Source organism: Actinokineospora spheciospongiae (assembly GCF_003182415.1).
Classification (GTDB): domain Bacteria; phylum Actinomycetota; class Actinomycetes; order Mycobacteriales; family Pseudonocardiaceae; genus Actinokineospora; species Actinokineospora spheciospongiae.
Map to the genome: position 1 here is coordinate 197,532 of NZ_QHCP01000002.1, position 24,569 is coordinate 222,100.

Genomic DNA, 24,569 nt, shown 5'->3' on the forward strand with positions numbered 1-24,569 from the left:
AGTCGGTCTCCTCGGGAGGTCGGCGGGCGATCATTAGCCCACACCCCCGGCTCCCCGGCGGGGAGCGACCCGGGCACCCATCGGGTCCGGCGACTGGTCATTCCGGGCGCCGAGCGGTCCACGACGCGGGCGAATGGCCGAACCGGACCCCGGAAACGGACACGAATCCGCCCGAACTTGTGACGCGGGCCACCGAATCGGGTGGGCCGGGCGCCGGGTTCGCCCCGATCTTCGCGGTCTCCTTACCCCGACGGACTAACGTGTACCGGCGTGACCGCGACTCGCGATCGCCAAAGCGATCTGGACGATGACCGCGCCGGGCCCGCGTGGGACGAGCGCCCCCTGTTCGGCGCCTCCCGGGGCCTGCCGTGGTGGGGCGCGGTGCTGCTCGCGCTCGCCCTGTCCGCGGTCGCGGCCGTGGTCGACATGCAGCGGCAGGAGACCCTCGGCGGCATCTACCAGGGCGGGTTCGTCCTGGGCTGCGTCGCCGCGGTGTGCCTGGTGCGCAGGCGCAACCTGTTCGGCCCGATGGTGCAGCCGCCGCTGGTGTTCGCGGTGACCGCGGCGGGCGCGCTGATCGCGCTGAGCCCGGACGAGGGGAGCGGCCGCAAGCAGTTGCTCATCACGGTCGCGTTCCCGCTGACCAGCAACTTCCCCACCATGGCCATCACCACGGCGGTCTGCGTGGCGATCGGGGTGGCCCGGCTGCTGCGGCAGCGCGACCCCGTCAGGGACACCGGGGACCGGGGTGCCGACGACGCGGCGCCGCGCGAGCGCAAGCCGCGCCAGGAGACCCGGGAGCGCCGCCCCCGCCCGCCGCGCGAGGAGGCCAAGCGCGAGCCGCGCCCGGACCGCGGGCCGCGCGACCCCAACCGCAAGCCCACCACGCGCAAACCCCGCCCGGAATAGCCCCGGGACAGCACGAGAGCCGAGACCCGGTGTCGGGTCTCGGCTCTCGTCGCGTCTCGGCGCTCAGGCGGGCTTGAGGTCCTTGCGCAGCTCCGGCGGCAGCGCGAAGGTGATCTTCTCGTTGGCCGTGGTGACCTCGTCGACCTGGCCGTAGCCGCGCTCGGCCAGCCACGCCAGCAGGTCCATCACCAGGTTGTCCGGCACCGAGGCGCCGCTGGTGACACCGACTGTGGTCACGCCGTCGAGCCAGGCCTCGTCCACCTCGTGCGCGTAGTCCACCAGGTACGAGGCGTTCGCCCCGGCCTGCACCGCGACCTCGACCAGCCGCTTGGAGTTCGAGGAGTTCACCGACCCGACGACCAGCACCAGCTCGCACTCCGGCGCCAGCGCCTTCACCGCGAACTGGCGGTTGGAGGTGGCGTAGCAGATGTCGTCGCTGGGCGGGTCCTGCAGGTCCGGGAAGCGGTTCTTGAGCTGGTTGACCCGCACCATGGTCTCGTCGACCGAGAGCGTGGTCTGCGACAGCCAGATGACCTTCGACGGGTCGCGGACCACGACCCGGTCGACGTCCTCGGCGGTGTCGACCAACTGCACGTGCTCGGGCGCCTCACCGGCGGTGCCCTCGACCTCCTCGTGCCCCTCGTGGCCGATCAGCAGGATGTCGTAGTCGTCCTTGGCGAACCGCTTGGCCTCGTAGTGCACCTTGGTCACCAGCGGGCAGGTGGCGTCGATCGTGCGCAGGTTGCGCTCGGCCGCCTGCTCGTGGACCGCGGGCGAGACGCCGTGCGCGGAGAACACGACCATGGCGCCCTCGGGCACCTCGTCGGCCTCGTCGACGAAGATGGCGCCGCGCTCGCGCAGCGTCTCCACGACGTGCTTGTTGTGCACGATCTCCTTGCGGACGTAGACGGGCGCGCCGTAGGTTTCCAGGGCCTTCTCCACCGTGATGACGGCCCGGTCGACACCGGCGCAGTAGCCGCGCGGCTTGGCCAGCAACACGCGCTTGGTCGGAGCACTCATACCGCCCAGGGTACGTGTGGCCCGGGTCTCGCGAAGAGGGCGCCGTGGCCCGCTGTGCAGAACCGGCGGATTCCGGCAGGCTGGTGCCCATGAAGCCCCTCCCCCTGCCGGTGCGCCTCGCGGCCGGGCTCGCGGCCACGGCGGTCGAGCGCGCCCGGGACCTGCCCCGCCGGATCGTCGGTCTCCCGGTCACCATCGCCAGCCAGGCGCTGCAGGCGTCCATGCGGGTGCAGCAGCAGGTCACCGAGTTGGCCGTCAAGGGCGACGAGGCGCTGGCCCTGCTGCGCCCGGTCGAGGAATCACCGGAATGGGCGACTTTCGACGAGGACGTCGACCCGGTCGCCCCGCCCGCCGCCACCGGCCCGCGCCGCCCCGCCTTCGACCGGGTCACCGACGACGACCTGGACGACCTCGACGACGACCTGGACGCCGGGTTCGACGAGGGGTTCGACCTGGACGACCTGGACGACGAGTCCGAGGAGGACGAGTCCGAGGAGGACGGGTCCACCCCGGACACCGCGGCCTCCGCGTCCACCGCGGACCCCACGGCCGAGGTGGCCGTCGACGGGGGCGCCGGGATCGCCGAGGCCGACGTGGCGGACGACCCGGCGGCCGGGGCAGCCGCGGAGCGGGCCGCCGAGGAGGCGGCGCTGGAGGCCGAGGCCACCGGCGCCGACCCGTGGGAGCAGGAGCAGAAGGCGATCGCCAACGCCCCCGCCGCGGTCCCCAACTACGACGAGCTGTCGCTGCCGCAACTGCGCGCCCGGCTGCGCACGTTCTCCGTCGCCGACCTGGAGGAACTGCTGTCCTACGAGCGCTCCGGGGAGAACCGCGCGTCGTTCGTCGGCATGCTCACCCGGCGCATCGAGACGGTGCGCGACCAGCAGTGACCCGACCGAGCCCGACCGAAAGCCACCGTGACTGAGAACAGCACCGCCGACGGCACCACCGCCAAACCCGGCTCCACGCCCGAGGAGCCGTGGCCGGTCCGCACCGTGGCCCGCAAGATCGCCGACTGGATCAACCGGCTCGGCACCGTGTGGGTCGAGGGCCAGTTGACGCAGATCTCCGCCCGCCCGGGCACCGGCACCGCCTTCCTCACCCTGCGCGACCCGGCGGCGGACGTGTCGATGACGGTCACCTGCGCCACCGGCGTGCTGCGGCGGCACGAGCCGCCGCTGACCGACGGCACCCGGGTCGTCGTGCGCGCGAAGCCGACGTTCTTCCTCAACCGCGGCACGCTGAGCCTGCGCGCCGACGAGATCCGGGCCGTGGGCGTCGGCGAGCTGCTGGCCCGCATCGAGCGGCTGCGCAGGCTGCTCGCCGCCGAGGGCCTGTTCGACGCGCGGCGCAAGCGCAGGCCGCCGTTCCTGCCGCGCAAGGTCGGCCTGATCACCGGCCGCGCCTCGGCCGCCGAGCACGACGTGCTGGTCAACGCCACCGCGCGCTGGCCCGCGGTGGCGTTCCGGGTGGAGAACGTGGCCGTGCAGGGCGCGACGGCGGTGCCGCAGATCCTCGACGCGCTGCGGGTGCTCGACCGCGACCCGGAGGTGGAGGTCATCGTGATCGCCCGCGGCGGCGGCAGCGTGGAGGACCTGCTGCCGTTCTCCGACGAGGCGCTGTGCCGGGCGGTGTCGGACTGCCGCACGCCGGTGCTCAGCGCGATCGGGCACGAACCGGACACCCCGCTGCTCGACCACGTGGCCGACGTGCGCTGCTCCACCCCGACCGACGCGGGCAAGCGGGTGGTGCCGGACGTGGCCGAGGAGTCCGCGCGGGTGCGCCAGGCCCGCGACCGGGCCCGCCGGGCGCTGCACGGGTGGGTGGACCGCGAACTGCGGCTGCTGACCCAGCTGCGCAGCAGGCCGGTGCTGGCCGACCCGGTGTCGCCGCTGCTCAGGCGGGCCGAGGAGGTGCGCGCGCTGACCGAGCGGGGCAGGCGGGCGCTGCTGGGCAGGCTCGCCGAGGAGTCCGCCGGGCTGGCCGCGACCCGGGCCCGCTTGACGACCCTGGGGCCAGCCGCCACGCTTGCCCGTGGGTATGCGGTCGTCCAGCGGACCGATGCCGACGGGGTCCCCCGCGTGCTGCGCTCGACCGACGACGCCGCCGAGGGCGCGACCCTGCGGATCAGGCTGGCCGACGGCGCCCTGCACGCGGTCGTGTCCGGCGACCGGGACCCGGCGCACGAGGGGAGGTAGCGGTGGCCACGACCAGCAACGAACCCACCTTCCTGCCGCTCACCCTCTCCACCGCGTGCACCATCTCCCGCGACCCCGGCTCCCCCCGCTCGGCCCGCGAGGTGCACTGGTCGGCGATCCGCGCGGACGCCGCCGCCGCCGAGGCGTGGGCCACCCTCCTGGCGGGCTGCGCCAACACCGGCCGCCACCAGCTCCCCCGGCGCCTGCGCGAGCTGTGCACGGCGGCGGGCCTGTACGCGGGCCCCACCGCCCCGGCCAACCAGACCCGGATCAACCGGGCGGGCGCCCGCATCACCGAGGCCGTGACCGACCGCGACGGCGCCGACTTCGCCGAGGCGTTCGTCGGCTTCGACCAGGCGGTGGCCACCGTCCTCGCCCGAGCCCTGACCCGTCTGGAGAGCCCAGCAAGGTGACCACCCCCGGCTACGAACAGGCCCGCGACGAACTGGTGGCGGTCGTCGCCAAACTGGAGGCGGGCGGCCTCTCCCTGGAGGAGTCGCTGACCCTCTGGGAACGCGGCGAAACCCTGGCCAAGATCTGCGACAAGCACCTGGCGGGCGCCCGCGAGCGAGTGGAAACCGCCCTGGCCGCCGCCGAGGCCGACGACTAGTCCTCCTCGACCGGCCTGCCGGTCTGCACGGCGCGCGCGAGCGTGCGGAACTCCTCTTCGGTGCCGGTACCGGTGATCAGCGCGCTCGTGTCGCCGAGGTCGGCGGTCCACGCCCGCTCCGCCCGCCTGCCCGGGTGGACCGTCCACTGTGTCCCGTCGACCTCGACCGACCCGGTCGGCGGCGACTCGTTCTCCGTCTCGGCCCGCACCAGGTCGGCCGGGTCGGCGCCGGACTGGCTGAGCTGCACGTACCGCTCGGGCGTCAGCCAACCGACGCGCACCACCACCGAGGCGGGCGCGGCCGGGCCGGTGGAACTGGAGTTCGCCCGCCACTCCCCGGGCACCGACGGCAGCCGCAGCGGGAAGTCCAGCGTGCCCGCCACCTGCTCGAACTGCTGCTCCACGTCCACAGTGGGCAACGATGACGTGTCCGCCGCGGGCCCACCTGGGTTGAACGAGCAGCTCTTGTTGAACAGGAGCAATGCGGCGATGATCACCAGCAGCGCGATCAGGGACAGGACCATGTCCCGCAGTCCCTGGTTCAGACGGTTCTTCGGCGGCGGACCGGCCGGTTCTCCTGGTGTGGCCACGCCCCCCATCGTCGCAGGCGACGCAGGGTGACGAGCGGCACGGCTCGGTGACAGCGCGTGGACCCGCGCTGATCTGGGAGGATGCGAAATGGTCCAGTTCCCCCGACCACAGTCTTTGCCGGGAGGCAACCATGAGTACCCCGACCCCGTCCACCACCGGCACCCGCCGCCGCGAGGCACCGGACCGCAACCTGGCGATGGAGCTGGTGCGGGTCACCGAGGCGGCGGCCATGGCGGCGGGCCGCTGGGTGGGGCGCGGTGACAAGAACGGCGGCGACGGCGCCGCGGTGGACGCCATGCGCAAGCTGGTCGGCACCGTGTCCATGCGCGGTGTGGTCGTCATCGGCGAGGGCGAGAAGGACGAGGCGCCCATGCTCTACAACGGTGAGGAGGTCGGCAACGGCGACGGCCCCGACTGCGACGTCGCGGTGGACCCGGTCGACGGCACCACCCTGATGGCCAAGGGGATGCCGAACGCGCTGGCCGTGCTCGCCGTGGCCGAGCGCGGGGCGATGTTCGACCCGTCCGCGGTGTTCTACATGGAGAAGCTGGCGGTGGGCCCGGAGGCGGCCGACGTCGTCGACATCACCGCCCCGGTCGCGGAGAACATCCGCCGGGTGGCCAAGGCGAAGGACACCGACGTCTCCGACGTGACGGTGTGCGTCCTGGACCGCCCCCGGCACGAGGGCATCGTCAGGGAGGTGCGCGAGGCGGGCGCCCGCATCCACTTCATCTCCGACGGCGACGTGGCCGGGGCCATCTCCGCGGCCCGCCCGTCCACCGGCATCGACATGCTGATCGGCATCGGCGGCACCCCCGAGGGCATCATCGCCGCGGCGGCGCTCAAGTGCATGGGCGGCGCCATCCAGGGCAAGCTGTGGCCCAAGGACGACGAGGAGCGGGCCAAGGCCGTCGCCGCGGGCCACGACCTGGACCGGGTCCTGCTCACCGACGACCTGGTGCGCGGCGACAACGTCTTCTTCTGCGCCACCGGGGTGACCGACGGCGACCTGCTGCGCGGCGTGCACTACCGCTCCGGCGGCTGCACCACCCAGTCGATCGTGATGCGCTCCAAGTCCGGCACCCTGCGGATGATCGACGGCTTCCACCGCCTGACGAAGCTCCGCGAGTACAGCTCGGTGGACTTCGACCGCATCTCCGAGGGCACGGCCGAGGACTCCATCCCGCCGCTGCCGTAGCGGCACCCGCGAAGGCCCCGCTCCCGAACCGGGAGCGGGGCCTTCGTTCTGCCCGGGAACGACACTGTCCGTGGGAGTTCCGGTCGCCCGATCGCGGGTGTGTCACGAGTTGGTCGCGTTCGACAACCCGTCCTCGCACCGGAGCGTCTCCATGCACGAGGGTTTGCCTCACAGGACGTGTCGGCCTGCCGGTCGACCGGGGGTGGCGAGGAGCCGGTACATGCGCAAGGTCATCCTGGGGGTCGCGGCGGTCGCGGTGGGCCTGTTGTCGGCGTGCGGCACGGGTGGCGGGAACACCGCCGCACAGGTGCCCACGGTCTCGGACACCGCACCACCGACGACGACCACCACAGCCGCCCCCACCACCACGACCACCGTGGCACCGACGACCACCACCACCACGGTCGCACCGACCACCACGAAGCCCAAGCCGACCACCACCAAGCCCAAGCCCACGACGACCAAGCCCAAGCCTGCCCCGTCGCAGGGCACGCCGTGCACGACCGACGCCGACGCCTGCATCGACCTGAGCGCGAACCAGTCGTGGCTGCTCAAGGACGGCCAGGTCGTCTACGGCCCGGTGCCGATCACCAGCGGTCGCCCCGGGTACCTGACCCCGCCCGGCACCTTCAAGGTGCAGTGGAAGGACATCGACCACAAGAGCAGCGAGTTCGACGACGCCCCGATGCCCTACTCGGTGTTCTTCAACAGCGGCATCGCGTTCCACCAGGGCAGCCTCAAGGTGAAGTCGCACGGCTGCATCCACCTGTCGAACGCCGCCGCCAAGACCTTCTACAACGGCCTCAAGGTCGGCGACGTCGTCCAGGTGGTCAAGTAGTCCCGAACGCGGGAGCGGCGCCCGGAGATCCGGGCGCCGCTCCCGCGTTCCGATGGGGTCACTCGCCGCCGCTGGAGTGCCCGGGGAACAGGTGGGCCGCCGGGTCCAGTGCGACCGCGATGTTGTTCACCGCCGTGGCCGCCTCCCCGAACCCGGTGGCGATCAGCTTCACCTTGCCCGGGTAGGCCGCGACGTCCCCCGCCGCGTACACCAGCTCCCGGCCGGTCCGCATGGTCGAGTCCACCGGGATGGACCGGTGCGCGACCTCCAGCCCCCACGACTCGATCGGCCCCAGGTCGGCGGTGAACCCGAGCGCGGCGACGACGGCCTGGGCGGGCAGTTCCTCCTCCCCGTCGACCCCCTTCACCGCGATCGACACCGAGCGCAACTCCTGCTCGCCGTTGAACGACACGACCTCCGCGTCGGTGACGATCCGCACGCCCAGCCCCTGGACCTGCCGCACGGTGGAGGGCATCGCCCGGAACCGGGCCCGCCGGTGCACGACGGTCACGCTCGCCGCGATCGCGTGCAGCGCGAGCGCCCAGTCGAACGCCGAGTCCCCGCCGCCGACGACCACCACGTCCTGTCCCCGGTGCGCGTCCAGCGCGGGCACGAAGTGCACCATGCCCCGCCCGAGCCAGCCGGTCCCGGCGGGCAGCGGCCGCGGCGTGAACTCGCCGATCCCGGCGGTGATCAGCACGGACCTGGCCCGCACGCAGACCCCGCCGTCCAGCCCGACGGTGAACCGGCCGTCCTCTTCGGACAGTGCGTGCGCCCGCCGCCCCAGCAGGTAGGTCGGCTTCCACTGGTCGGCCTGGTCGACCAGCGCCCGCACCAGGTCGCGCCCGCGCACGGCGGGGAAACCCGCCACGTCGTAGATCATCTTCTCCGGGTACATGGCGGTCACCTGCCCGCCCGCCTCCGGCAGCGAGTCCACCACCGCGGTGGACAGCTCGCGGAACCCGGCGTAGTAGGCGCCGTAGAGCCCGGTCGGGCCCGCGCCGACGATCAGCAGGTCGACGTCGATGGGAGAGGTCATGCGTCCCCGCTCTCCAGGGAAGTGGTGGTGCGATCCACCCTATGTGGCGAAGACGACATTGCGCACCCCGCGAAGACCCCTGATCCGGGCGAGACTGGGGTCATGACCGACTACCGCATCGAGCACGACACCATGGGCGAGGTCAGGGTTCCGGCGGACGCGCTGTGGCGCGCCCAGACCCAGCGGGCGGTCGAGAACTTCCCGATCTCCGGCCGCGGCCTGGAGCGGGCGCAGATCCGCGCCCTCGGCCTGCTCAAGGCCGCCGCGGCCCGGGTGAACGCCCGCTTCGGCGTCCTCGACGACGACGTGGCCGAGGCCATCGCCGCGGCCGCGACCGAGGTCGCCGGGGGCGCGCACGACGACCAGTTCCCGATCGACGTCTTCCAGACCGGCTCCGGCACCTCGTCGAACATGAACGCCAACGAGGTCATCGCCACCCTCGCCACGCGGGCCCTGGGCCGGGAGGTCCACCCGAACGACCACGTCAACGCCTCCCAGTCCTCCAACGACACCTTCCCCACCACCCTGCGCGTCGCCGCCACCGAGGCCCTGGCCACCGACGTGGTCCCGGCCCTGGAAACCCTCGCCGAGGCGATCGAGGACCGCGCCGAGGACTGGGCGGACGTGGTCAAGTCCGGCCGCACCCACCTCATGGACGCCGTCCCGATCACCCTGGGCCAGGAGGCGGGCGCCTGGGCGGCCCAGCTCCGCTTCGGCGTCGAGCGCCTGCACGCGGTCCTGCCCAGGCTGGCGGAGCTGCCCATCGGCGGCACGGCCGTCGGCAGCGGCCTCAACGCACCCGACGGCTTCGGCATGGCGGTCGCCGCGGAGCTGGCCCAGCTCACCGACCTGCCGCTGACCGAGGCGCGCGACCACTTCGAGGCCCAGGCCACCCAGGACTCGGTGGTGGAGGCCTCCGGTGCCCTGCGCACGGTCGCGGTGTCGCTGTTCAAGATCGCCAACGACCTGCGCTGGCTCGGCTCCGGCCCGCGCACCGGCCTGGGCGAGATCGCCCTGCCGGACCTGCAACCGGGCTCGTCGATCATGCCCGGCAAGGTCAACCCGGTTCTCCCGGAGGCGACGATGATGGTCGTCGCCCAGGTCATCGGCAACGACGCCGCGGTCGCGTTCGCGGGCACCCAGGGCAACTTCCAGCTCAACGTGATGCTGCCGGTGATCGCCCGCAACGTCCTGGAGAGCGCCCGCCTCCTCGCCGCGGTCGCCCGCCTGCTGGCGTCGAAGGTCGTCGGGGGCATCACGGCGAACGCGGAGCACCTGCGCGAGCTGGCGGAGTCGTCCCCGTCGATCGTGACCCCGCTGAACAAGTACCTCGGCTACGAGGAGGCGGCGTCGATCGCCAAGCAGTCGCTCAAGGAGCGCCGGACCATCCGCGAGGTGGTCCTCGAACGCGGCCACGTGAAGGCGGGCAAGCTCACCGAGGCCCAGCTCGACGAGGCCCTGGACGTCCTGCGGATGGCGCGCGGCGGCAGGTAGCCGCTCGGGGTCGGGCCTGGTCCGGCCCGACCCCGGCGGGTCACCTGACGTGGGCGAGCAGGGACGGCAGGGCGGACTCCGGGAACACCAGCGCCGGGCCGTCCGGGTTCTTGGAGTCGCGGATCGCCGCCACCGGGCTCGGCGTGGCCAGCTCGACGCAGTTGCCGGTGTCGGTGCTGCGGCTGCTCTTGCGCCAGCGGGCAGTACTCAGGTTAAGCGCAGACATCCGCGCTCCTCTCACTTGGTCAGCTCGGTGATCAAGGCCGCCAACACTGTTTCTGTTGCATCGGGTGCAACGGCTTCACTCAGAATATTGTGCAGCGCGAGCCGATACCCGGCCAGATCGGCCTCTTCTTCGAGGAACAACCCCGTGGCCTGGTTCTCCATGTAGACCAGCGCGGGTTCCTCAGCAAACTCCAAAATCATGAATGACCCCCGCAGACCCGCGTGTGCGCCCGAGCCGGACGGCACCACGCGGATGGTGATGTTCGCGCGCTCCCCCAGGTCTATCAGCCGACGCAGCTGGCGAACCATCACGCCTGAACCGCCCACCGGGATGCGCAGTGCGGATTCGTGGATGCACGCCACGTACTGCGGCGCCCGGTGACCGATGAGCAAGCTGTGCCGGGCCATCCGCGTGGCGACCAGGTTGTCCAGCTCAGCCCCCGACAAGGTGGGGTTGGTGCCGCGCAGCAGCGCGGCGGCATATTCATCCGTCTGGAGCAGGCCGGGAACCACGATGGCCTCGAAGTTCTGGATTCTGGTGGCCTTGTTCTCGAAGTCGATGACCGCGCGCCAGATGGTGGGCAGGTTGGCCTGGCGTTCCCACCAGCCCTTCTGGTCCCCGCGCTTGAGCAGGTCCAACAGCTCGGTGCGCTTCTTCGCGGAGACCTCGTAGAAGCCCAGCAGGGCGGCGACGTCCTCCACCTGCAAGCCGCTGTGGCCGGTCTCCATCCGGCTGATCTTGCTGGCGGAGGCGCCCAGCTTCTCGCCGACCTCGGCGCAACTGAGGCCGCGCGCCTCGCGGAGCCTGCGCAGCTCGGCGGCGACGGTGCGGGAGCGCACGGACGTGTGCGAGTTTCCTGGCATGGCCGCGATGTTCTCCACATCGCCCCCCGAGACGCAATCACTCGATCGGTCCCTGGCGTGCACCGCTCGCAACGGGCCACCCTGTCGGCATGGGACCGGATAAGACCACTGTGGACACTTCAACGAGTGCGTCGGCGGACGCCCCGACGGCCGCTTCGATCACCGAGCGGCTGCACCGCGCCCTCATGGACCGCGCCCCCGCCGAACGCACCTGGCGGGTGCCAGGGCACGACGGCGTGCCGGAGGCGCTGATGACGCTGCGGATGCCGGACGTGACGATCACCGACGGGGAGGGGCGCAGCGTCGTGCTCTCGCCCAAGCAGTCCGCCGTGGTCGGGCACTACCTGTCGATGGTGATGGACTGGATCGACGTCGACCTGACCCCGTCCGACGCCGGGGGCCGCTGACGCGGGCCGTTCACCCCGGCTCTCCCTCGGCGGGCGAAGCGGGGCCGTGCGCGGGGTGGTAACCCAGTCGCCTGGACGCCTCCCGCGAGTCGTAGACCCGGTCGATCTTCGCGGGCAGGGGCCAGCCCCGCCGCCTGAACAACGCCACCACCTCTGGTGCGCGCCGCGCGATGACGGCCGGGGCATCGAGCCACAGCTGCTTGGTGTCCTCCGGCCTGAACAACAACGGCCCCGCGATGTTGAGAACACCGGTCACGTCCGGGTGCTCGAGCGCCAAGCGGTGCGCGCGGGCCACGTCCGACAGGGCGACCCCGCGGTACAGCCGGTGCGCGGCCCGGACCGCCGGGGCCTCCGCGAAGCAGCGGGCGATGCGCAGCACCACCGTCGACAGCCGCCCACCGCAGTGGGCACCGACGAGCGCCTCGGCTTCGAGCTTGGTCTCGTCGTAGACGTCGCGGGGCCGCGGGACGAGCTCCTCGTCCACCCACACGGCGCGGTCGACGGGCACCAGGGCGTGCCCGTACACCGAGGTGCTGCTGGTGTAGACCACCCGCCGCACACCGCACCGGGCCGCCCGCTCCAGCAGGGCGGCCGTGGCCTCGACGTTGACCGCGCGGAACTCGGCGTCGGGCGCGCTCCCGACGTGCGGGGCGTGCAGCGCCGCCGTGTGCACGACCGCTCCCACGCCCGCGACGGCCCGGGCGCGCACCTCGGCGTCGCGCAGATCGCCCCGGTGGGTGGTCCACCGCCCCGGCCGGGCGTCCCACCCGCGAACCGCCCACCCGGCCGAGTGCAGCTCACGGGCGATCGCCGCGCCCACCACACCGGAGGACCCGGTCACCAGCACCTGGGGGATGTCCACGAAGTCGACACTGTACGGGTGGCGCGAGGTGCGGCGCCTGCCGTTTCCCGGGCCGGGTCAACCGCCCACCGGCCGATTCGGGTGCCCCGGGCGAGGTCGGCCACCCAGTGGCGACCGACCAGCGCCCCCTCCCGCACCTGCCTGCGGCGCAGGCGCGAGTGACATGCTGCTCGCGGCGCCGCGCGACTGGTGCCCCGGGCCGCCCCGCCCGGCGGCCTTCGGCCGGGCCACCACCACCTGGCCGCGGTTGCGTCGCGGATGTCGGTCCCCCGGGGCACGATGGGGCCATGCTGACATTCGGCGAGGTCGTGGCGGTGTCCGCCGAGGTGGGGCGGACGCGGTCGCGGCTGGCCAAGGTCGACGCGCTGGCCGGGCTGCTGGTGCGCGCCGACGGCCCGGACGAGGTCGAGGTGGTCGTGGCGTTCCTCGCCGGGGCGCCCCGGCAGGGCCGGATCGGGGCGGGCTGGCGGACCCTGCACGCCCTGCTCGACCGACCCGCCGAAACCTCCACCCTGACCGCCACCGATGTCGACACCACCTTCACCGCGGTGGCCGCGACCAGCGGCAAGGGCTCCACCGCCGCCCGCGCCGCACTGCTCAAGGACCTGCTCGACCGGGCCACCCGAGCCGAGCAGGACTTCCTCCGCGCCCTGCTCACCGGCGAGCTGCGCCAGGGCGCGCTCGAAGGCGTGATGCTCGACGCCGTGGCCCGCGCCGCCGACGTGCCAGGCGCCGACGTCCGCCGCGCCTTCATGCTCTCCGGGCGCCTCCCCGCCACCGCCCGCGCCGCCCTCGATGGCGGCTCGGCGGCGCTGCAAGCGTTTGCGCTGGAACTCGGGCGCCCGGTCCGCCCGATGCTCGCCTCCCCCGGCGCCACCCTGCACGACGCGCTCGCCGAACTGGCCCCCTGCCTGGTCGAGTTCAAGCTCGACGGCGCCCGCATCCAGGTCCACAAGGACGGCGACACCGTCTTCGTGTACACCCGCACGCTGCGCGACATCACCGCGAGCGTCCCCGAACTGGTGGACCTCGTCCGCGGCCTCCCCTGCCACAGCACCGTCCTGGACGGTGAAACGCTCGCGCTCCAGGACGACGGCCGCCCCCGCCCCTTCCAGGAGACCATGTCCCGCTTCGGCAGCACCGTCGACGAACAGGTCAAGGCCCTCCTCCTGCGCCCGTGGTTCTTCGACTGCCTGCACCTCGACGGCACCGACCTGCTCGACGCCCCGCTGCGCGAGCGCAACCGGGCGCTGAAACGGGCCGTCGGCAAACACGTCGTCCCCGGTGTCCTCGAACCCACCCCGGAGCAGGCCGACGACCTGACCGAGGCCGCCCTCGCCGCGGGCCACGAGGGCGTCGTGGTCAAGTCCCTGGACTCGGTGTACGCGGCGGGCAGGCGCGGCAAGGCGTGGCAGAAGGTCAAGCCGGTGCACACCCTCGACCTGGTCGTCCTCGCCGCCGAGTGGGGCCACGGCCGCCGCACCGGCCTCCTGTCCAACCTCCACCTCGGCGCCCGCGACCCCGACGGCGGGCCCCCGGTCATGGTCGGCAAGACCTTCAAGGGCCTCACCGACGAACTCCTGCGCAGGCAGACCGAGGAGTTCCCCGCCCACGAGTCCCACCGCGACGACTGGGCGGTGTACCTGCGGCCGTCGGTCGTCGTGGAGATCGCCCTCGACGGCGTGCAGGTCAGCACCCGCTACCCGGGTGGCGTGGCGCTGCGCTTCGCCAGGGTCGTGCGCTACCGCCCCGACAAGACCCCCGCCGAGGCCGACCCGATCGACGCGGTGCGAGCCCTCCTGCCCGGCGCACCGTCAAATCCTTAGTGGACACTTTCTGCCAAGCGGCCCACCAGCCGAAACGCACCCTGTGGACAACTTTTCGCGCGCCGGGCGCGGACGCCGTAACGTTCCTCCCATGCGCTTCTACCACGCCACACCGCAGCACGACCTCACCTACGACGACGTCTTCCTGGTGCCGGGCAGGTCCCCGGTGGAGAGCCGCTTCGACGTCGACATGTCCACTTCGGACGGAACGGGCGCCACCATCCCCGTCGTGGTGGCCAACATGACCGCCGTCGCGGGCAGGCGGATGGCCGAGACGGTCGCCAGGCGCGGCGGCCTGGTCGTGCTCCCGCAGGACGTCGACCCCGGCGCGGTCGCCGACATCACCGCCTGGGTCAAGGCCCGGCACCCGGTCTGGGACACCCCGCTGGTCCTGGGCCCGGGCGACGCGGTCGCCGACGCCCTCAACCTGCTGCCCAAGCGGGCCCACGGCGCCGTGGTGGTGGTCAACGACGACGGCAAGCCCATCGGCACCGTGGACGAGGCGGCGTGCCTGGGCGTCGACCGCTTCACCCGCCTGCGCGAGGTGGCCGACCCGGCGGTGCTCACGCTCCCCGTCTCCACCGCCCCCCGCGAGGTCTTCCACGCCCTGGACGGCCGCACCACCAGGATCGCCGTGGCCGTCGACCCCGACGGCCGCCTGGCGGGTGTCCTCACCGTCAAGGGGGCGCTGCGCGCCGACATCTACACCCCGGCCCTGGACGGCGAGTCCCGCCTCCGGGTGGCGGCGGCCGTGGGCGTCAACGGCGACGTGGCGGCCAAGGCGGGAGCGCTCCTGGACGCGGGGGTGGACACCCTCGTGGTGGACACCGCCCACGGCCACCAGGAGAAGATGCTCACCGCCCTGCGCGCGGTCCGCGCCGTGGACCCGTCCGTCCCCGTGGTCGCGGGCAACGTCGTCACCCCCGAGGGCGTGCGCGACCTCGTCGAGGCGGGCGCCGACGTGATCAAGGTCGGCGTGGGCCCCGGCGCCATGTGCACCACCCGGATGATGACCGGCGTGGGCCGCCCGCAGTTCTCCGCGGTCCAGGAGTGCGCCGAGGCCGCCCACGCCCTCGGCAAGCACGTCTGGGCCGACGGCGGCGTCCGCCACCCCCGGGACGTGGCCCTCGCCCTGGCGGCGGGCGCGGCCTCGGTCATGGTCGGCTCCTGGTTCGCGGGCACCTACGAGTCCCCCGGCGACCTCCTGCGCGACGAACAGGGCCGCGCCTACAAGGAATCCTTCGGCATGGCCTCCAAGCGCGCCGTCTCCGCCCGCACGCGCACCGACAGCGGCTTCGACCGGGCCCGCAAGGCCCTCTTCGAGGAGGGGATCTCCGCCTCCCGGATGCGCCTGGACCCCCACGCCCCCGGTGTCGAAGACCTCCTGGACGCCATCTGCTCCGGCGTCCGCAGCGCCTGCACCTACGCGGGCGCCACGACCCTCGAGGAGTTCCACCGCAAGGCGGTGGTGGGCGTCCAGTCGGCCGCGGGCTTCGCCGAAGGCCGCCCCCTCCCCACCGGCTGGTGACCCCGCCCGCCCGGGAACGCACAACCGAGGAGGAGGCCGGGACGAACCACGCACCCGAATGCCCCAGCACCGCCGAATCGGCCCAACAGCACCGAAACCTCAGGAGTTCCCCCAAACCGGACAGCAGCCGAAAACCGCGCGGCCGACCACCGCCTCCCCGCTACCCTGACCCGCGTGAGCGCGGTCGAGGTCATCGAATTGGTCAAGCAGTACAAGAAGAGCCCCAAACCCGCCGTCGACGGTCTCAGCTTCTCCGTCGAACCGGGTGAGGTCTTCGGACTCCTGGGGCCCAACGGGGCGGGCAAGACGACCACGGTGGGGGTGCTGACCACCCGGGTCATGCCCACCGGCGGCAAGGCGAGAATTCTCGGCGTCGACGTCGTCGCCGAGGCCACCCGGGCGCGGCAGTTGCTGGCCGTCGTGCCGCAGCGCAACAACCTGGACCGGTCGCTGGACATCCGGGGGAACCTGCTGTTCCACGCCGCCTACCACGGGGTGGGTCGGGCGGAGCGGAACAAGCGGGCGGACGAGATCCTCGACCGGATGGGGCTCGCCGACCGGGCGGGCGACAAGGTGGACCTGGTCTCCGGCGGGCAGGCGCAGCGGATCATGATCGCCCGGGCGCTCATGCACCGGCCGAAGGTCATGTTCCTCGACGAGCCGTCGACCGGGCTGGACCCGCAGGCGCGGTTGTTCGTGCACGACCGGGTCGCCGAGCTGCGCGGTGAGGGGGTCACCGTCGTGCTGACCACGCACGACATGGACGAGGCGGAGAAGCTCTGCGACCGCATCGGGATCGTCGACCACGGGAAGCTGCTCGCGCTCGACACGCCCGCCGGGCTGATCAAGGGGTTGCCGGGCAGCACCACGGTCAGCGTCACCGTGCGGCTCGGCGACACCGAGGCGGCCAGGGTCGAAGCCGCGCTCGGGGGCATCGACGGGGTCGAGCGGGTGGAGTCGATCAGGGCCGGTGCGGCCGCCCCGGCGGGGATGCCGCCCGGCCTGCCACCGGGGATGCCTGGAATGCCCGGCGGAGCACCCGCCGCCCCGGCAGCCGCCGCGGGCACCGCCCAGTACCGCCTCTACACCGGGCACGACGCGGCCGTGGTGCTGCCCGCCGTCCTGCGGGTGCTCGGCGACGAATCGTGCGAGGTGTCCGACCTGTCCATCGGGACGCCGAGCCTGGAAGACGTGTTCATCCACCTGACCGGGCGGGAGCTCCGATGACCACCACCGAGACCACCGGCGCCGAAACCGCCGGCGCTGAAACCGCGACGTCCTCGCCCGTCGGCCTCGGGACGTCCCTGCGCACCTTCTGGTCGGTGCTGTGGCGCGACGTCGTCGTCACCGGCCGCGAGCTGCTGCCGTTCCTCGCCCAGGTGGTGGTGCAGCCGTTCTTCACCCTGTTCATCTTCGGCAAGGTGCTCACCAGCCTCGGGTACGTCGGCGGGGACTACGCGGCGATCCTGCTGCCGGGGATCGTGGCGCTCAACGGGTTCCTCGGCGCGCTGCAGAACACCACGATGCCGCTGATCATGGACTTCTCCTGGACGCGGGAGATCGAGGACCGGCTGCTGGCCCCGATCCCCATCTCCTGGGTCGCGGTGGAGAAGATCCTGTTCGGGGCGCTGCGCGGCATCATCGCCGCCGCGGTGATGGTGCCGATCGGCTTCCTGATCCTGGACGACGTGAGCTGGCCCGCGGGCTCGTACCTGCCGGTCTTCCTGATCGTCGTGCTCGGCTCGCTGGCGGGCGGCGCCATCGGCATGGTCATCGGCACCTCCGTCCCACCGCGCCGGATCAACATCATGTTCGCGGTGATCCTGATGCCGCTGATGTTCACCGGCAGCACCCAGTTCCCGTGGATGGGGCTGGAGCAGTTGCGCTGGTTCCAGGTCGTCTGCGCGCTCAACCCGCTGACCTACGTGAGCGAGGCGATGCGCGCGGAGCTGGTCCCGCAGGTGCCGCACATTCCCATGTGGATCAACCTGCTGGTGATGGTCGGTTCCTGTGTCCTGTTCGGGGCCATCGGCATCAAGGGGTTCCTCAAGCGGGCACTCGACTGAGGTCTTCCGGCGGGGTTGCGTTGGTGCCCGGTTGAATCCCTTGGGAGCGCTGGGTTTTTGGTGGTGCTCCAGGCGAGCCGGTCTGCTCGGCCGTATCCGTGGATCAAAGCCCGGGATTTTGTTTGTGGTGCCCGGGTGGGTGGATCTGCTTGGGCGGGGCCCCTACAGCGATCATGTGATCCAGCGTGTCAGGTGGGGCTGAAGAGATGCCCCACCGCCCAGACAGGCTTTCACATGATCGCTTCCCCCACCCAAGCAAATCCACCCACCCGGGCATTCCGGCGCCGGGCCGGCGGTTTGTCGGGTGGTCGCCGGCTGTGCACGGTGGGGTTCGGGTGGCTGGTCGCGGGGCCGGCGGTTGGCGGGGTGGTCGCCAGGCTGCGCACGGTGGGTTCGCCGTGGCAGGCCGCCTGGTCGGCGGTTTGTTGAGTAGTCGCCGGTTGCGCACGGTGGGGTTCGGGTGGCTGGTCGCGGGGCCGGCGGTTTGTTGAGTAGTCGCCGGTTGCGCACGGTGGGGTTCGGGTGGCTGGTCGCGGGGCCGGCGGTTTGTTGAGTAGTCGCCGGTTGCGCACGGTGGGGTTCGGGTGGCTGGTCGCGGGGCCGGCGGTTTGTTGGGTGGTCGGCGGCTGCGCCCTGGGGTTCGGCGTGGCTGGGGGCGGGTCGGCGGCTTTCGGGGCGGTTGACCGGTTTGTGGTGGGGGAGCCCGGAAAGCGGAACGCCCGGCCGGGAGGTCCCGGCCGGGCGTTCTCGTTGTCCTGGGGTCAGTTCAGGTTCAGGGCCGCCATCGCCGCGGCGGCCATCTCGCGCTCGCCGAGGGCGTTGGGGTGGGCGAAGATGGAGTTCTGGGCGTTGATCGGCGGTTCGATCCAGCGGACGCCAGGGGCGGCGCACACGTCGTGGCCGTCGGCGAGCTGGTTGATGTCGACGTAGGTCACGCCGGTCGCGGCGGCGGCGCGGCCGATGGCGTCGTTGAGGGTGGCCTGGAGGGAGCGCATGTAGGGGACGTCGCCGGTGGCGACCGGGATCTTGTCGAAGCAGCCGCCGGTGGCGGGGACGATCCACGGGTAGCCGATGATGCCGATCTTGGCGTTCGGGGCCTTGTCGCGGACCGCGGTCAGTGCCTTGACCAGGTCGGGGTAGGTGGTGTTGCGGACGGTGTCCTCGAAGCTGGAACCGTTGCCGTCCTTGCAGGGGCTGCCCTTGCCGCCCGAGAAGAAGCCCGCGAGGGCGCAGGTGGCCGCGGCGCGGATGAAGATGCCGCTGTCGTTGCCGCCGATGGTCATGGTGACCACGTCGGTGTCGGCGCTCAGCGCGTCGACCTGCGGGGCGAGGCCCGGGTACTGGCTGGTGGTGAAGTGGCTGGTCTGGGCGGCGCCGCAGGTCACGTCGACCACGTTCGCGCCGGTCGCCTGGGCGATCAGGGTGGGGTAGTTGAGCGCGGAGCGCAGGCACTGCGAGGGCGCGCCCGGCGCGGACGGCGACACGCCGGAGGCCGCGCTGTAGGAGTCGCCGAGGGCGACGTAGTTGATCGGGTCGGCGGCGTTCGCGGACGTGGTGACGGCGAAGGTGCCCGCCGCGGCGATCATGGCGGCGGCGGCGGTGACGAGCAGGCGTCGGGACATGGCTTCCCTCGGGCGTTGGCGGCTTCGGCAACTACTCAGAAGTAGGTAACGCCTTCGCAGCGTGTCCCACCCCACGTCCGCCTGTCAACGCCCGGGCACCCCCAACCAGGGGGTGCCCGGGCGAAGTGGGACTCAGGGGGTGTGCTCCTCCAACATCTCCGTCACCAGGGCGGCGATCGGCGAGCGCTCCGAGCGGGTCAGGGTCACGTGCGCGAACAGCGGGTGGCCCTTGAGCTTCTCGATGACCGCGGCCACGCCGTCGTGCCTGCCGACGCGGAGGTTGTCGCGCTGGGCGACGTCGTGGGTCAGCACGACCCGCGAGCCGGTGCCCAGCCGCGACAGCACGGTCAGCAGGACGTTGCGCTCCAGCGACTGCGCCTCGTCGACGATGACGAACGCGTCGTGCAGCGAGCGGCCGCGGATGTGGGTCAGCGGCAGGACCTCCAGCATCCCGCGGCTGAGCACCTCGTCGATGACCGTCTTGCCCGCCAGCGCGCCGAGGGTGTCGAACACCGCCTGCGCCCACGGCTGCATCTTCTCGCTCTCGGACCCCGGCAGGTACCCGAGGTCCTGCCCGCCCACGGCGTACATCGGGCGGAAGACGACGACCTTCTTGTGCAGGCCGCGCTCCAGCACCGCCTCCAGCCCCGCGCACAGCGCCAGCGCCGACTTGCCGGTGCCCGCCCGGCCGCCCAGCGACACGATCCCGACCTCCGGGTCGAGCAGCAGGTCCAGGGCGATGCGCTGCTCGGCGGAGCGGCCGTGCAGGCCGAAGGCCTCCCGGTCGCCGCGCACCAGCCGGATGCGCTTGTCCGGGGTGACCCGGCCCAGCGCGTGGCTGGTGCCCGCGAACAGGCGCAGACCGGTGTTGCACGGGTGCTCGGTGGGCACGTCGTGGTCGGCGAGGTCGATGGTGTTGTCGTCGCTGAACAGGGCGTCGATGGCGTCCTGGGGGACCTCCAGGTCGGCGATGCCGGTCCAGCCGGACGGGGTGACCTCGCCCGCCCGGTACTCCTCGGCGTCCAGGCCGACCGCGCCCGCCTTGACCCGCAGCGGGATGTCCTTGGTGACCAGGGTGACGCCGGGCAGTTCGGCGGCGAGGTTGAGCGCGCAGGCCAGGATGCGCGCGTCGTTGCCGTCGGTGCGGAAGCCCTGCGGCAGCACCGAGGGGTCGGAGTGGTTGAGCTCGACGTGCAGGCTGCCGCCCGCGTCGCCGACGGGGAGCGGCACGTCGAGCCTGCCGTGGCGCAGGCGCAGGTCGTCGAGCATCCGCAGGGTCTCGCGGGCGAACCAGCCCAGTTCGGGGTGGTGGCGCTTGGCCTCCAGCTCGCTGATCACGACCAGCGGGATGACCACCGAGTGCTCGGCGAAGCGGGTCGCGGCCCACGGGTCCGAGAGCAGGACGGAGGTGTCGAGGACGTAGGTGCGCCTGGCTGGGTCGCTCTCCGATCCGGAGCGGGTGTCTGACGAGCCGGTGGTCGAACCTGAGGAAACGCTGGAACGCATAGCGGTCACGGCAACTCCCCGCGGACGCGGCACCGCATCCGCACCTCGGTGGGCCGGGCACAGGACCCTGGTCGGTCAGTGGCGCGACAGCGGCCAGGCCGCCGTCACCCACCTCCCACGAGGGCCGGGTGCCGGCCCCCTCGCGCTCGACTCGCTCACGACCAGGGCCTCCCGGGCCGGACCGCTGTGGACACGGTCCGACACTTCGAAAGCTACCGGCGCGGACCGACACCCTGCCAGGCTGCCACCCAGGTGATTTTCGATTTTGTCATCACCTCGACACGCGCACGCCACGTGAGCGGACGTTCGCCGAGGTCAGTCCACATACCACGCTGGGTGACCAGCGGTTCCGCCGTTCGTGAACAGCACCGCCGATCCCGGAGCGACACCTCGCCATCACACTGGGTGATCACCGGTGGTGAACATTTTTCGGTGCCCATCGATGGTTTTCCGGCCACGGGAAATCGGACGGCCGAAGCACCCTGAATTCACCGGAGCGACGTCAACTGCCGAATCGCCGGTGCCGGATTCCGTAGGCGCGCAGCGCGCGCAGGAAGTCGGTGCGGCGGAAGTCGGGCCAGTAGGCCTCGCAGAAGTGGAACTCCGAGTGCGCCGACTGCCAGAGCAGGAACCCCGACAGCCGCTGCTCCCCCGAGGTGCGGATCACCAGGTCCGGGTCGGGCTGCCCGGAGGTGTAGAGGTGCTCGGCGATGTGGTCGACGTCGAGGACCTCGGCCAGCTCCTCGATCGACGTCCCCGCCTCGGCGTGCTGCTGCAGCAGCTTGCGCACCGCGTCGGCGATCTCCCGGCGACCGCCGTAGCCGACCGCGATGTTGACCTCCATGCCGGTGCGCCCGGCGGTCCTGGTCGCCGCCGCCGACAGCCGCTGCGCGGTGTCCGCGGGCAGGATGTCCAGGGCGCCGATGATCCGCAGCCGCCACGGCTGGGCGGGTTCGGCCAGTTCGTCGACCACGTCGCCGATGATCTCCAGCAGCGGCGCCAGCTCCGACTCCGCCCTGGTCAGGTTGTCGGTGGAGAGCAGCCACAGGGTCGCCACCTCGACCCCGGCCTCCGCGCACCAGCCCAGGAAGTCGGCGATGCGCTGCGCGCCAACCCGGTGCCCGTCGTTGACGTCGGTGAACCCGGCCTCGCGCGCCCACCGCCGGTTCCCGTCGAGCATCACCCCGACGTGCCGGGGGATGCGCCCGCCCGCCTGCTGGTAGAGCCGCTTCTCGTAGAGGCCGTAAACGATGTCGGCAACGCGCCTGCGCAGACTCACGGCCGATCAGCGTACGCCGCGTTTGGGCCGACCGGGGCACACTGGTCAGGTGCAGCGCAACGGCATCGATCCGGTATGGCAGGACCTCGGCGTCATCGAACGCCTGGTCAGGAAATCGCGGACGGTGGCGGTGGTGGGCCTCAGCGCCCGCCCCGACCGGCCGAGCCACGGGGTGGCGCGCTACCTGGTGGACAGCGGGCTGACGGTGTTCCCGGTCAACCCGGCGCTGCGGACGTGGGAGGGGCTGCCCGCGTACGCATCGCTGTCGGAGGTCCCGGAACACATCGACATCGTCGACGTGTTCCGCCAGCCCGAGTTCGTCGACGAGGTCGCCCGGGACGCGGTGGCCGTCGGCGCGGGCGCGCTGTGGCTGCAACTGGGGGTCGTCAACGAACCCGCCGCCCGCCTCGCCGCCGACGCGGGCCTGGACGTGGTGGTCGACCGCTGCCTCGCGGTGGAGCACCGCGAGGTCGTCGGCTGGTCCTGACCCGCCGGGGCTTGTGTCCGGCATCACAGCAAATGGTTGACAAACCTACGGTCCCGTAACCTTGCGGAGGTGACGTCAGTGACCATCTCCGGCCCGCCGCCGGGGTTCGTGAAACCCAAGATGCGCGGGGTCATCCACTTCTGGTCCTTCATGGTGTCCATCGGAGCGGGCGCCGCCCTCGTCTCCCTCGCCGCCACCGTCTCCGGTGTCGCGGTGCTGGCCACCTCGGTGTACTCGGTGACCATCCTGGGCCTGTTCGGCGTCAGCGCCCTCTACCACCGCCGCTGGTGGGTGACCGAGCGCGCGCGCATCTGGATGAAGCGCCTCGACCACTCGATGATCTTCCTGTTCATCGCGGGCACCTACACCCCGTTCTGCCTGCTGTCGATGGCCAAGCCCACCGGCTACGTCGTCCTGGCCATCGTCTGGTCCGGCGCCGTGCTCGGCGTGGCGCTCAAGCTGCTGTGGCCGCAGGCGCCCCGCTGGCTGGGCACCCCGATCTACATCGCCCTGGGCTGGGTCGCGGTCTTCGTCCTGCCCGACCTGCTCGCCATCGGCGGCGTCGCCGCCCTGGTCCTGCTCCTGGTCGGCGGCCTGTTCTACACGGTGGGCGCGGTCTTCTACGCCACCAAGTGGCCCAACCCCTGGCCCGCCTTCGGCCACCACGAGTTCTTCCACGCCGCGACCGTCCTCGCCGCCCTGAGCCACTACATCGCGATCTGGCTGGTCATGTACGCCTAGCTGCGGTTTCGCCCCTCCGCACCCCCGTCAGGCCGCCACCAGGCCGTCACCGGGGTCCTCGGACCCAAGGAAGCCGTCAATGGCCCGCCGGGTTCGCTCATGGCTGCTCGGCAGCAGGTGCGTGTAGGTGCGGAGGGTGAAGCCGGGGTCGCTGTGCCCGAGGTACTCCGCCAGCGCCTTGACGGACTCGCCAACGTCCAGGAGCACGGACGCGTAAAGGTGCCGAAGGGCGTGCATCCCGTCATCCCGGGTCGGCGAGACCACACCGGCCCGAGCCAGCGCCGGACGCCACACCCGGAGGTTGAACGCACCCCGCCGACAAGCCGTGCCGTCGTGGTCGACCATGTAGACGCGCACCGTCACCGGGTCGCCGCCCGGGTGCACCCACGGCAGGGTCAGCTCGGTCGGTGGGAACCGCTCTGCATAGGCATCCAACTCACGCAGGACAGCCCCCGGCAAAGGTACCGTCCGCGTCTTCCCACGCTTCGGCGGAGCGAACACCGGCTGATTCCCCACCAACCTGACCTGACGCACGACGTTGATCGACTCGGCTTCCCGGTCGAGGTCATCCGGCGAGAACCCGAAGATTTCGCCCTGCCGCAACCCGCAGCCCGCCCCGATGGGCACAGCGACCTTGAACCGGTCCGGCAGCGCATCACGAACAGCGGAAGCCCGCTCACGCGGCCAGACGACGATCTTCTTCCGCTCGGCTTGCGGCCGGGAAACGCTCTTCGCCTGGCAGGGGTTCTCCAAGATCCTCTTGTCGTCAACCGCAGCATTGAAGATCGACGAGAGATGTGTGAACAGAAGAACCCGGTAGTTGGGCGAGACCCCCGCGTCCTGCAACGACCGCAGCCACGCCTGAACGTCACCCGGCTTGACGCTGCCAACCGACTTGCGCTCGAAGAACGGGTACACCTGCACCCGCAGCCGCCCACCGATGCGTTCCCGAGTGGTGTAGTCAAACGTTTGCGCAGCCACCCACTCCTCAGCGAAGGCCACGAACCCGACGCGGCCTCGATTCGGGTCGAGGTACTTGCCCTCCCGCTTGTCATTCTCCACCGCGATCAGGAAGTCATCCGCGTCCTTCTTCTTCCGATCGGGGAACGTCTTCGACCGCTCGCGCCCGTCAGGATCGAGGTAACGGACCTTGTACCGATCCCCCGTCCCGTACAGCGCCGTTCGCTCCCGCCCCGCCTTGCCGGCATCCGGGTCGACAACCTTCCGAAACCACCGATCTTGGACATGCGCCATCGTGC

At 72.0% G+C, this 24,569-nt stretch carries 25 protein-coding genes; 15 read left to right on the plus strand and 10 right to left on the minus strand.

From position 1 onward, the window contains the following. The first annotated feature begins 270 nt into the window (after positions 1–270). The gene (locus DFQ13_RS04515) at positions 271–909 is read left to right on the plus strand and encodes a DUF6542 domain-containing protein (protein WP_110078933.1); all 639 of its coding nucleotides are present in this window, start codon (positions 271–273) and stop codon (positions 907–909) included. 63 nt (positions 910–972) lie between these two features. Here DFQ13_RS04515 and DFQ13_RS04520 read toward each other — a convergent pair whose 3' ends face one another. After that, positions 973–1,929 (minus strand): 4-hydroxy-3-methylbut-2-enyl diphosphate reductase, encoded by a 957-nt coding sequence (locus tag DFQ13_RS04520; RefSeq protein ID WP_084175415.1) that lies wholly within the window; start codon positions 1,927–1,929, stop codon positions 973–975. Positions 1,930–2,018: 89 nt separating this feature from the next. Here DFQ13_RS04520 and DFQ13_RS04525 point away from each other — a divergent pair, with 89 nt between their 5' ends. Genes DFQ13_RS04525 through DFQ13_RS04540 form a run of 4 tightly spaced genes read left to right on the plus strand, consistent with a single transcriptional unit; the run spans position 2,019 to position 4,737 of the window. Beyond that, on the plus strand, positions 2,019–2,819 hold the full coding sequence (locus tag DFQ13_RS04525) for a lipid droplet-associated protein (RefSeq protein ID WP_110078934.1): 801 nt from the start codon (positions 2,019–2,021) through the stop codon (positions 2,817–2,819). A 27-nt stretch (positions 2,820–2,846) separates the two neighbouring features. After that, on the plus strand, positions 2,847–4,127 hold the full coding sequence (gene xseA / locus DFQ13_RS04530) for an exodeoxyribonuclease VII large subunit (RefSeq protein ID WP_035280715.1): 1,281 nt from the start codon (positions 2,847–2,849) through the stop codon (positions 4,125–4,127). A 2-nt stretch (positions 4,128–4,129) separates the two neighbouring features. Then, positions 4,130–4,540 (plus strand): hypothetical protein, encoded by a 411-nt coding sequence (locus tag DFQ13_RS04535; protein ID WP_035280717.1) that lies wholly within the window; start codon positions 4,130–4,132, stop codon positions 4,538–4,540. Beyond that, positions 4,537–4,737, plus strand: coding sequence for an exodeoxyribonuclease VII small subunit (locus DFQ13_RS04540; protein WP_035280719.1), 201 nt, complete (start codon positions 4,537–4,539; stop codon positions 4,735–4,737). Before DFQ13_RS04535 ends, DFQ13_RS04540 begins: the two co-directional genes overlap by 4 nt. On the opposite strand, the gene DFQ13_RS04545 is transcribed toward DFQ13_RS04540, so the two are convergent. Next, positions 4,734–5,336, minus strand: a complete 603-nt coding sequence (locus DFQ13_RS04545; protein ID WP_110078935.1) for a DUF4245 domain-containing protein — start codon at positions 5,334–5,336, stop codon at positions 4,734–4,736. The genes DFQ13_RS04540 and DFQ13_RS04545 overlap by 4 nt on opposite strands. A 122-nt stretch (positions 5,337–5,458) precedes the next feature. Between DFQ13_RS04545 and glpX the strand changes: the two genes are divergently transcribed. Next, positions 5,459–6,526, plus strand: a complete 1,068-nt coding sequence (gene glpX, locus DFQ13_RS04550) for a class II fructose-bisphosphatase (protein ID WP_035287129.1) — start codon at positions 5,459–5,461, stop codon at positions 6,524–6,526. 220 nt (positions 6,527–6,746) lie between these two features. Then, on the plus strand, positions 6,747–7,364 hold the full coding sequence (locus DFQ13_RS04555) for a L,D-transpeptidase (RefSeq protein ID WP_110078936.1): 618 nt from the start codon (positions 6,747–6,749) through the stop codon (positions 7,362–7,364). A gap of 58 nt (positions 7,365–7,422) precedes the next feature. Here the strand turns inward: DFQ13_RS04555 and DFQ13_RS04560 are convergent, their stop codons facing one another. Then, positions 7,423–8,403: an NAD(P)/FAD-dependent oxidoreductase gene (locus DFQ13_RS04560; protein WP_110078937.1), complete on the minus strand. Its 981-nt coding sequence runs from the start codon at positions 8,401–8,403 to the stop codon at positions 7,423–7,425. 102 nt (positions 8,404–8,505) lie between these two features. Between DFQ13_RS04560 and DFQ13_RS04565 the strand changes: the two genes are divergently transcribed. Then, on the plus strand, positions 8,506–9,897 hold the full coding sequence (locus DFQ13_RS04565) for a class II fumarate hydratase (protein WP_110078938.1): 1,392 nt from the start codon (positions 8,506–8,508) through the stop codon (positions 9,895–9,897). 40 nt (positions 9,898–9,937) lie between these two features. On the opposite strand, the gene DFQ13_RS04570 is transcribed toward DFQ13_RS04565, so the two are convergent. Next, positions 9,938–10,123: a DUF397 domain-containing protein gene (locus DFQ13_RS04570; protein WP_110078939.1), complete on the minus strand. Its 186-nt coding sequence runs from the start codon at positions 10,121–10,123 to the stop codon at positions 9,938–9,940. An 11-nt stretch (positions 10,124–10,134) separates the two neighbouring features. Beyond that, the gene (locus DFQ13_RS04575; RefSeq protein ID WP_233438264.1) at positions 10,135–11,004 is read right to left on the minus strand and encodes a helix-turn-helix domain-containing protein; all 870 of its coding nucleotides are present in this window, start codon (positions 11,002–11,004) and stop codon (positions 10,135–10,137) included. Positions 11,005–11,075: 71 nt separating this feature from the next. Here DFQ13_RS04575 and DFQ13_RS04580 point away from each other — a divergent pair, with 71 nt between their 5' ends. Next, the gene (locus DFQ13_RS04580; protein ID WP_146241096.1) at positions 11,076–11,393 is read left to right on the plus strand and encodes a hypothetical protein; all 318 of its coding nucleotides are present in this window, start codon (positions 11,076–11,078) and stop codon (positions 11,391–11,393) included. A 10-nt stretch (positions 11,394–11,403) separates the two neighbouring features. On the opposite strand, the gene DFQ13_RS04585 is transcribed toward DFQ13_RS04580, so the two are convergent. After that, a complete protein-coding gene (locus DFQ13_RS04585; RefSeq protein WP_219994288.1) occupies positions 11,404–12,255 on the minus strand; it encodes an NAD-dependent epimerase/dehydratase family protein in 852 nt (283 codons plus the stop codon). Between the two features lie 287 nt (positions 12,256–12,542). On the opposite strand from DFQ13_RS04585, the gene DFQ13_RS04590 reads away from it, so the two are divergent. The 4 genes from DFQ13_RS04590 (at position 12,543) to DFQ13_RS04605 (ending at position 17,675) form a co-directional block, all read left to right on the plus strand. Then, a complete protein-coding gene (locus tag DFQ13_RS04590; protein ID WP_407643125.1) occupies positions 12,543–14,081 on the plus strand; it encodes an ATP-dependent DNA ligase in 1,539 nt (512 codons plus the stop codon). 91 nt (positions 14,082–14,172) lie between these two features. Continuing rightward, entirely contained in the window at positions 14,173–15,609 is a 1,437-nt protein-coding gene (locus DFQ13_RS04595) for a GuaB1 family IMP dehydrogenase-related protein (protein ID WP_110078942.1), read from the plus strand. Between the two features lie 165 nt (positions 15,610–15,774). Continuing rightward, a complete protein-coding gene (locus tag DFQ13_RS04600) occupies positions 15,775–16,836 on the plus strand; it encodes an ABC transporter ATP-binding protein (RefSeq protein ID WP_110078943.1) in 1,062 nt (353 codons plus the stop codon). After that, on the plus strand, positions 16,833–17,675 hold the full coding sequence (locus tag DFQ13_RS04605; RefSeq protein WP_110078944.1) for an ABC transporter permease: 843 nt from the start codon (positions 16,833–16,835) through the stop codon (positions 17,673–17,675). Before DFQ13_RS04600 ends, DFQ13_RS04605 begins: the two co-directional genes overlap by 4 nt. A gap of 761 nt (positions 17,676–18,436) precedes the next feature. Here the strand turns inward: DFQ13_RS04605 and DFQ13_RS04610 are convergent. The 3 genes from DFQ13_RS04610 to DFQ13_RS04620 all read right to left on the minus strand — a co-directional run bounded on the left by DFQ13_RS04610 (position 18,437) and on the right by DFQ13_RS04620 (position 22,082). Further along, positions 18,437–19,297, minus strand: coding sequence for an SGNH/GDSL hydrolase family protein (locus DFQ13_RS04610; protein ID WP_110078945.1), 861 nt, complete (start codon positions 19,295–19,297; stop codon positions 18,437–18,439). Positions 19,298–19,429: 132 nt separating this feature from the next. After that, complete coding sequence (locus DFQ13_RS04615; protein ID WP_035288065.1) at positions 19,430–20,803, minus strand: PhoH family protein; 1,374 nt, start codon at positions 20,801–20,803, stop codon at positions 19,430–19,432. Between the two features lie 502 nt (positions 20,804–21,305). After that, positions 21,306–22,082 (minus strand): isoprenyl transferase, encoded by a 777-nt coding sequence (locus DFQ13_RS04620; RefSeq protein ID WP_035288062.1) that lies wholly within the window; start codon positions 22,080–22,082, stop codon positions 21,306–21,308. A 49-nt stretch (positions 22,083–22,131) separates the two neighbouring features. Here DFQ13_RS04620 and DFQ13_RS04625 point away from each other — a divergent pair, with 49 nt between their 5' ends. After that, complete coding sequence (locus tag DFQ13_RS04625) at positions 22,132–22,569, plus strand: CoA-binding protein (RefSeq protein WP_219994290.1); 438 nt, start codon at positions 22,132–22,134, stop codon at positions 22,567–22,569. A gap of 120 nt (positions 22,570–22,689) precedes the next feature. Then, positions 22,690–23,310, plus strand: coding sequence for a PAQR family membrane homeostasis protein TrhA (trhA, locus tag DFQ13_RS04630; protein ID WP_035288096.1), 621 nt, complete (start codon positions 22,690–22,692; stop codon positions 23,308–23,310). Positions 23,311–23,337: 27 nt separating this feature from the next. Here the strand turns inward: trhA and DFQ13_RS04635 are convergent, their stop codons facing one another. Beyond that, the gene (locus DFQ13_RS04635) at positions 23,338–24,564 is read right to left on the minus strand and encodes a tyrosine-type recombinase/integrase (protein WP_110078946.1); all 1,227 of its coding nucleotides are present in this window, start codon (positions 24,562–24,564) and stop codon (positions 23,338–23,340) included. Between the last annotated feature and the right edge of the window lie 5 nt (positions 24,565–24,569).

Bases quoted from the DNA above. Each gene is read 5' to 3' on its own strand.
- DFQ13_RS04520 (WP_084175415.1), bottom strand. From the start codon at position 1,929: ATGAGTGCTCCGACCAAGCGCGTGTTGCTGGCCAAGCCGCGCGGCTAC.
- DFQ13_RS04525 (WP_110078934.1), top strand. From the start codon at position 2,019: ATGAAGCCCCTCCCCCTGCCGGTGCGCCTCGCGGCCGGGCTCGCGGCC.
- DFQ13_RS04545 (WP_110078935.1), bottom strand. From the start codon at position 5,336: ATGGGGGGCGTGGCCACACCAGGAGAACCGGCCGGTCCGCCGCCGAAG.
- glpX (WP_035287129.1), top strand. From the start codon at position 5,459: ATGAGTACCCCGACCCCGTCCACCACCGGCACCCGCCGCCGCGAGGCA.
- DFQ13_RS04555 (WP_110078936.1), top strand. From the start codon at position 6,747: ATGCGCAAGGTCATCCTGGGGGTCGCGGCGGTCGCGGTGGGCCTGTTG.
- DFQ13_RS04560 (WP_110078937.1), bottom strand. From the start codon at position 8,403: ATGACCTCTCCCATCGACGTCGACCTGCTGATCGTCGGCGCGGGCCCG.
- DFQ13_RS04565 (WP_110078938.1), top strand. From the start codon at position 8,506: ATGACCGACTACCGCATCGAGCACGACACCATGGGCGAGGTCAGGGTT.
- DFQ13_RS04570 (WP_110078939.1), bottom strand. From the start codon at position 10,123: ATGTCTGCGCTTAACCTGAGTACTGCCCGCTGGCGCAAGAGCAGCCGC.
- DFQ13_RS04580 (WP_146241096.1), top strand. From the start codon at position 11,076: ATGGGACCGGATAAGACCACTGTGGACACTTCAACGAGTGCGTCGGCG.
- DFQ13_RS04590 (WP_407643125.1), top strand. From the start codon at position 12,543: ATGCTGACATTCGGCGAGGTCGTGGCGGTGTCCGCCGAGGTGGGGCGG.
- DFQ13_RS04595 (WP_110078942.1), top strand. From the start codon at position 14,173: ATGCGCTTCTACCACGCCACACCGCAGCACGACCTCACCTACGACGAC.
- DFQ13_RS04605 (WP_110078944.1), top strand. From the start codon at position 16,833: ATGACCACCACCGAGACCACCGGCGCCGAAACCGCCGGCGCTGAAACC.
- DFQ13_RS04610 (WP_110078945.1), bottom strand. From the start codon at position 19,297: ATGTCCCGACGCCTGCTCGTCACCGCCGCCGCCGCCATGATCGCCGCG.
- DFQ13_RS04615 (WP_035288065.1), bottom strand. From the start codon at position 20,803: ATGCGTTCCAGCGTTTCCTCAGGTTCGACCACCGGCTCGTCAGACACC.
- trhA (WP_035288096.1), top strand. From the start codon at position 22,690: ATGCGCGGGGTCATCCACTTCTGGTCCTTCATGGTGTCCATCGGAGCG.
- DFQ13_RS04635 (WP_110078946.1), bottom strand. From the start codon at position 24,564: ATGGCGCATGTCCAAGATCGGTGGTTTCGGAAGGTTGTCGACCCGGAT.